Below are 7120 nucleotides of genomic sequence, written 5' to 3' on the forward strand. Positions count from 1 at the left end.
TCAGGGTGGCCGGGACTGCTGCAAGCCGCGGGCGCGGGCTGCGCGCCCCCCTTCCTTCAAGCCGAGGATCTTCTTCCGATGTGCGCTGACACGCCCGAAACCACCGTCGACTATCGCGACACCGTCTTCCTGCCCGAAACCGAGTTCCAGATGCGCGCGGGCCTGCCCGCGCGCGAGCCCGAATGGCTGGCCCGCTGGGAACGGCTGGCGATCTATGACCAGCTGCGCGCCAAAGGCAGCAATGACGCCCGCCCCTCCTTCGTGCTGCACGACGGCCCGCCCTACGCGAACGGCCACCTGCACATCGGCCATGCGCTGAACAAGACGATCAAGGACATCATCGTGCGCAGCCATCAGATGATGGGCCACGACAGCCGCTATGTCCCGGGCTGGGACTGCCACGGCCTGCCGATCGAATGGAAGATCGAGGAGCAGTATCGCGCCAAGGGCCTGAACAAGGACGACGTCGACACCGTCGCCTTCCGTCAGGAATGCCGCAAGTTCGCCGAGAACTGGGTCACCGTGCAGCGCGAGGAGTTCAAGCGGCTCGGCGTGACCGGGAACTGGGCCGATCCCTATCTGACGATGGATTTCCATGCCGAGGCGGTGATCGCCGAGGAATTCATGAAATTCCTGATGAACGGCACGCTCTATCAGGGCTCGAAGCCGGTGATGTGGTCGCCGGTCGAGAAGACCGCGCTCGCCGAGGCAGAGGTCGAATATCACGACCATACGAGCCACACGATCTGGGTGCGGTTCCGCCCGGTTGCCGGGCTTGACGGGGCGGCGGTGGTGATCTGGACCACCACCCCCTGGACGATCCCGCAAAACCGCGCGGTCGCCTATAACCCGGGCATCGCCTATGGGCTTTACCGCGTCGATGCGGCGGACGAGAAATCGACCGCCGTCGCGGGCGAGCTTCTGGTGCTGGCCGATGCGCTGGCGGAAAGCGTGATGACCGCGGCGAAGGTGACGGGCTTCACCCGGCTGCGCGACGTCGCGACCTCCGAGTTTGAGGGCGTGGTGCTGAAGCACCCCTATGCCGGGCTCGAGGAGGCGCAGAGCGAGTGGGATTATGACGTGCCGATGCTACCCGGCGATCACGTCACCGAGGACGCCGGCACCGGCTTTGTCCACACCGCCCCCTCGCATGGCGACGACGACTATCAGCTGGGCGTGAAGTTCAGGCTGCCGATGACCTACAATGTAGAGGCCGACGGCACCTATCGCACCGACCTGCCGATCTTCGGCGGTCAGGCGATCCTGGATCAGGACGGCAAGGAAGGCCCGGCGAACGTCTCGAACATCAAGCAGCTCGCCTGGGCGGGTGCGCTGCTGGCGAAGGGCAAGATCAAGCACTCCTACCCGCATTCCTGGCGCTCGAAGGCGCCGGTGATCTATCGCAACACGCCGCAGTGGTTCGCCGCGATCGACCACACCCTCGACGACGGCATGGGCAGCTATGGCGACACCATCCGCGCCCGCGCCCTGCGCTCGATCGAGGAGCTGGTGAAGTTCACCCCGGTCTCCGGCCGCAACCGCCTGCACTCGATGATCGAGCACCGGCCGGACTGGGTGCTGTCGCGCCAGCGCGCCTGGGGCGTGCCGCTCACCTGCTTCACCAGGAAGGGCGCGAAACCCACCGACGCAGATTTCCTGCTGCGCGATGCCGAGGTCAACGCCCGGATCGCCGCCGCCTTCGAGGCGGACGGCGCCGATGTCTGGTATGTGCAAGGTTTCAAGGAAAAGGTGCTCGCGGGCATCGTCGATCCGTCGGATTATGAACAGGTCTATGACGTGCTCGACGTGTGGTTCGATAGCGGGTCGACGCATGCCTTCGTGCTGCGCGACCGCGCGGACGGCACAAAGGACGGCATCGCCGATGTCTATCTCGAGGGCACCGACCAGCACCGCGGCTGGTTCCATTCCTCGCTGCTGCAGGCCTCGGCCACGATCGGCCGCGCGCCCTATCGCAACGTGGTGACGCATGGCTTCACGCTCGACGAGAAGGGCATGAAGATGTCCAAGTCGATCGGCAACACCGTCGCGCCGCAAGAGGTGATCGACGAATACGGCGCCGACATCCTGCGGCTGTGGGTGGCGCAGACCGACTATACCGCCGACCAGCGCATCGGGCCGAAGATCCTGAAGGGCACCGCGGACAGCTATCGCCGGCTGCGCAACACCCTGCGCTTCATGCTGGGCGCGCTGGCGGGCTTTGACGAGGCCGAGCGGGTCGAGCGCGCCGACATGCCCGAGCTCGAACGCTGGATGCTGCACCGTCTGGCCGAACTCGATGCCGAAGTGCACGCCAACTACCGCGCCTTCAACTTCTCGGGCGTGTTCCAGGTGCTGTTCAACTTCTGCACCGTCGACCTCTCGGCCTTCTGGTTCGACGTGCGCAAGGACGCGCTTTATTGCGACGCGCCCGACAGCCTGCGCCGGCGCGCGGTGCGCACGGTGATGGACCTGCAGTTCTATCGCCTGAGCACCTGGCTTGCGCCGATCCTGCCCTTCACCATGGAGGACGTCTGGCTCAGCCGCTTCCCGTCCGAGGATGGCTCGGTCCATCTGCAGGACTTCCCGGCGACGCCCGCCGACTGGAAGGACGCGGCGCTCGCACAGAAATGGGAGGGCATCCGCCGCGCCCGCCGTGCGGTCACCGCCGCACTCGAGGTGCAGCGCACCGCCAAGGTGATCGGCGCCTCGCTCGAGGCGGCGCCGGTCGTGCATGTCGAGGACGAGGGCCTTGCCGCCGCGCTGCGCTCGGTCCGCTTCGATGACCTGTGCATCACCTCGGCGCTGACCGTGACCACCGATCCGGCGCCGAACGAGGCCTTCCGCCTGCCCGAGGTTCCGGGCGTCGCGGTGGTCTTCGAGACCGCCGAGGGCGAGAAATGCCAGCGCTGCTGGAAGATCCTGCCCGACGTCGGCACCCACGCGCATGCCCATACCTGCAAGCGCTGCGACGCCGCGCTCGGCTGAGCCGCAGGCAAATCCCGCACTCGAAGGGCGCCCCATCCGGGCGCCCTTTCGCATTCCGCCAAAGCCCTTCGTTCCGTGCAAGGCCGGGGTTGCGAATCCGGCACGGCTTGCCTATATGACCGCTTGAGAGGTTGGCGCGGGCGAGCGCCTCGCCAACCCGGTCAGGTCCGGAAGGAAGCAGCCGCAACGAGCCCCGCTTGGGTCGATGTCCAGCCTCTCACCCCTCCCCTTCCCCGCAGTCGAGACGACAGCCGTTCAGGGCTCCCCCTTGGCGATTCAGCCTTTGCCTCGGCGCGGGGGCGGTGCGATGCTTGTCCCATCATGCGCATCGCGACCTTCAACCTTCAGAACCTGAAACTGCTGAAATCCGCAGACGGGCCGCAGCTGCACGGGGCATGGGACAGCGACGCCCCAGAGGAGACCGGCCTCGACGCCATCGACCGGCGCCTGACGGCCGAGGTGCTGGCCACGATCGACGCCGATCTTCTGGCGCTGCAGGAGGTCTATGACCTTGCGACGCTCGAGCATTTCTATCAGCGGTTCATGCTTCCCGCCGGGCTGCGCCCCTATCCCGAGCGGATCTGCCTGCCCGGCAATGACGGCCGCGGTCTCGACCTTGCCCTCCTTTCGCGCCGGCCGCTTGCCGAGCTGCGCAGCCATGCCGCGCTGACGCTCGATGACTTCGACATCGCGCCGCCGCCGGGCGTCGACCCGCTCGCCCCCGTCTTCCGCCGCGACTGCCTGATGGCGACGGCGGGGCAGCTCACCCTGTTCCTGTGCCATTTCAAATCGCCCTACCCCGATGTCGCCACGGCCTGGACCACACGCCGGCTGGAGGCGCTGGCGGTTCGGCGGCTGATCGAGCGCTATTTCGAGGCGCCCGCCGCGGGGTTGTGGCTGATCGTCGGCGATCTGAACGAGCCGCATGGCGCCCTGCCCGGTGCCGAGCGCGCCATCGCGCCCTTGGAGAACGGCTTCACCGTCAACCTGATGGAGCGCCTGCCCGCCTCCGAGCGCTGGACCTATTTCGACGTGCATTCGGGGCGCTACGATTGCCCCGACGCCCTGCTGGCCTCGCCCGCCCTTGCGCACGTCTTTCCGCAGGCGGTGCCCGTGATCCTGCGCGCGGGACTGGGCCGCGAGGCGCGGCGCGACACCAGCGCGCGGCTTTCGGGCGTCGGGTCGCACCGGCCGCATGCCAGCGACCATGCCGCGGTGATGATCGACCTGCCAGGCCTGTGACCGCCCCTGACCGCGCGGCAGACCGCCGCCCCCGGCCCGCATCCCTTGGCGCGACTCGCGCGCTCTGGTATTCTGCGCGTCAACGAGGGCGAAACGCCCCGGGCAGAAAGCAGGCACATCATGGCATTCGTCACACCGGGCATGCGCGGCACCCTTGTCCTTGCCGCCGCACTGGGCGCATTGGCAAGCTGCGGGCATACGCCGCTCGATTGCATGGAGCGGGCGATGTATTTCGAATCGAACCGATCGAGCCGCGACGGCATGGTCGCGGTGGGCAGCGTGGTGATGAACCGCGTCGAGTCGCGGAAATATCCGAATTCGGTCTGCGGCGTGGTGCGTCAGCGCGGCCAGTTCGCGCCGGGGATCATGACCAAGCGGATGAAGGACAAGACCAATGTCCGCGAGGCGGCACAATCGGTGCTGCGCGGCGAGCGCCACCCGCTGATCGGCGACGCGCAGTTCTTCCACACCGCGAACCGCAGCTATCACTACGACAACATGAATTACGTCGTGACCACCGGCGGCAACGCCTTCTACGAGCGCCGCCCCGCCGCCTATGTGACCCAGCCCGTGCCCCTGCCCCCGATCGAGGGCATCACGGGGCGCTGAGGCGGTGGCGCGCCCGGGTGGTGGCGACATCGCCCGGCGCCCGGCCCCGTCACGCGAATCTCCCGCGGAAGCTGCGAACTGTGCTATTCTGCCGCAGCCAGTAGGGAGGTTCAGATGACCGACGCACAGGCCATTTCCGATCATTGGGGCAACGGCGACGTCTATTCCAGAATTCTGGAGGCGATGCGTCAGGCCGGGATCGCCCCGGAGACCGTGACGATCGAACAGCTCGCCCCGGTGGATCACTTCCACGCAAGGGGCTTTCAGGCCACCGTGGAACTTGCCGAGATCCTGCCGATCCATGCGGGAGACCGCCTTCTCGACATCGGCTGCGGGATCGGCGGGCCCGCCAGATATCTTGCCCGACGCTTCCACTGTCATGTCGACGGCATCGACATCACGCCCCCCTTCGTCGAGGCCGCCAACAGGCTGAGTGCGCTCGTCGGGATGCAGGACGCGGTGGAGTGCCGGCTCGGGGACGGGCAAACGCTCCCCTATGGCGACGCGACCTTCGACGGCGGTTACGCCCAGCACGTCACGATGAACGTGCCCGACCGCGGCGCCTTCTTCGCCGAGGCCTTCCGGGTGCTGAAGCCCGGCGCCTTCTTTGCGCTGACCGAACACGGGCTCGGCGAGGTCGGCCCCCCGCACCACCCGGTGCCCTGGTCGAAGGACGGCAGCGGCGCCTATCTGATGCGCCCCGAAGACACCGTCGCGGCACTCGAACGGGCCGGGTTCACGCAGATCGAGGTGACGGATACCGGCGAGAGATACCTGCAAAGCTACCGGGCCGCGATCGCGCTGGCGGAAACAGGCCAGGCCCCGGTTTTCGGCCTGCACATCCTTCTGGGCAAGGAGGCGCTGCAGATCGTGCGCAATACCGCGCGCAACATTGAGGAACGCCGCACCCACCCGGTTCAGATCCTCTGCCATAAGCCGGCGCCGGCCGGGTCCTGAGCGCCCCCGCGCCCGCATCGCACCGCCGACGCCCCTCATCGGTTTGACTTGGCCCGCCCCGCGACTAGACTGCGCGCCGACGAGAGGAGCACTCATGTCCGACACGCCCGCGACCGGCTATCAGGTCCTTGCCCGCAAGTATCGCCCCGCCACCTTCGCCGATCTGATCGGTCAGGAGGCGATGGTGCGCACGCTGAAGAACGCCTTCGCCTCCGACCGCATCGCCCATGCCTTCATCATGACCGGCGTGCGCGGGGTCGGCAAGACGACCACCGCGCGGATCATCGCCAAGGGGCTGAACTGCATCGGCGCCGACGGCAGCGGCGGCCCGACCACCGAACCCTGCGGCGTGTGCGAGCATTGCCGGGCGATCGCCGAGGGCCGCCATGTCGACGTGATGGAGATGGACGCCGCCTCGCGCACCGGCGTCGGCGACATCCGCGAGATCATCGAATCGGTGCATTACCGGGCCGCCTCGGCGCGCTACAAGGTCTACATCATCGACGAGGTGCACATGCTGTCGACCTCGGCCTTCAATGCGCTCCTGAAGACGCTCGAGGAGCCGCCGGCGCATGTGAAATTCATCTTCGCCACGACCGAGATCCGCAAGGTGCCGGTCACCGTGCTCAGCCGCTGTCAGCGCTTCGATCTGAAGCGGATCGAGCCCGAGGTGATGATGGCGCATCTGGCGGGTGTCGCGGCGAAGGAAAACGCCGAGATCGCGGGCGACGCGCTGGCGCTCATCACCCGCGCGGCCGAGGGCTCGGTGCGCGATGCGATGTCGCTCCTCGATCAGGCGATCGCCCATGGCGCGGGCGAGACCACGGCCGAGCAGGTGCGCGCGATGCTGGGGCTGGCCGACCGCGCCCGCGTGCTCGACCTTTTCGACATGGTGCTGAAGGGCGATGCGGCGGGCGCGCTGACCGAGCTGGCCGAGCAATATGCCGACGGTGCCGATCCGATGGCGGTGCTGCGCGATCTGGCCGAGATCACCCATTGGGTCTCGGTCATCAAGATCACCCCCGAGGCCGCCGAGGATCCGACCGTGCCGCCCGAGGAACGCACCCGCGGCCAGGCGATGGCTGCGGCGATCCCGATGCGGGTGCTCTCGCGGCTGTGGCAGATGCTGCTGAAGGCGATCGAGGAGGTCTCGGCCGCGCCGAACGCGATGATGGCGGCCGAGATGGCGCTCATTCGCATGACCCATGTGGCCGACCTGCCCGACCCGGAAACGCTGATGCGCAAGATCCAGTCCGGCCCCGGTGCCGGCGCCCCGGCGCCGGCCGGGCGCGGCCCCGCCCCGGGCGGCGGGCCGGTGCACGGCCCC

General features: G+C 67.9%; 5 protein-coding genes and 1 other RNA gene. All 6 read left to right on the forward strand.

The annotated features are described in order from the left end of the window. The first annotated feature begins 78 nt into the window (after positions 1 to 78). Entirely contained in the window at positions 79 to 2985 is a 2907-nt protein-coding gene (gene ileS / locus EOW65_RS18825) for an isoleucine--tRNA ligase (RefSeq protein ID WP_128152071.1), read from the forward strand. A gap of 124 nt (positions 2986 to 3109) precedes the next feature. Then, positions 3110 to 3208, forward strand: an RNA gene (gene ffs / locus EOW65_RS18830) — signal recognition particle sRNA small type. 98 nt (positions 3209 to 3306) lie between these two features. Beyond that, positions 3307 to 4227 (forward strand): endonuclease/exonuclease/phosphatase family protein, encoded by a 921-nt coding sequence (locus EOW65_RS18835; protein ID WP_128152073.1) that lies wholly within the window; start codon positions 3307 to 3309, stop codon positions 4225 to 4227. A gap of 120 nt (positions 4228 to 4347) precedes the next feature. After that, positions 4348 to 4836 (forward strand): cell wall hydrolase, encoded by a 489-nt coding sequence (locus EOW65_RS18840; protein ID WP_128152075.1) that lies wholly within the window; start codon positions 4348 to 4350, stop codon positions 4834 to 4836. Between the two features lie 114 nt (positions 4837 to 4950). Beyond that, positions 4951 to 5793 (forward strand): class I SAM-dependent methyltransferase, encoded by an 843-nt coding sequence (locus EOW65_RS18845; RefSeq protein ID WP_128152077.1) that lies wholly within the window; start codon positions 4951 to 4953, stop codon positions 5791 to 5793. A 94-nt stretch (positions 5794 to 5887) separates the two neighbouring features. Beyond that, positions 5888 to 7120: DNA polymerase III subunit gamma/tau (locus EOW65_RS18850; protein ID WP_128152079.1), on the forward strand; the 1233-nt coding region annotated here is incomplete at its 3' end.

The sequence above is a fragment of the Paenirhodobacter ferrireducens genome, from assembly GCF_004022265.1.
Taxonomy (GTDB): Bacteria; Pseudomonadota; Alphaproteobacteria; order Rhodobacterales; family Rhodobacteraceae; genus Rhodobacter; species Rhodobacter ferrireducens.

Bases quoted from the DNA above. Each gene is read 5' to 3' on its own strand.
- ileS (WP_128152071.1), top strand. From the start codon at position 79: ATGTGCGCTGACACGCCCGAAACCACCGTCGACTATCGCGACACCGTC.
- EOW65_RS18835 (WP_128152073.1), top strand. From the start codon at position 3,307: ATGCGCATCGCGACCTTCAACCTTCAGAACCTGAAACTGCTGAAATCC.
- EOW65_RS18840 (WP_128152075.1), top strand. From the start codon at position 4,348: ATGGCATTCGTCACACCGGGCATGCGCGGCACCCTTGTCCTTGCCGCC.
- EOW65_RS18845 (WP_128152077.1), top strand. From the start codon at position 4,951: ATGACCGACGCACAGGCCATTTCCGATCATTGGGGCAACGGCGACGTC.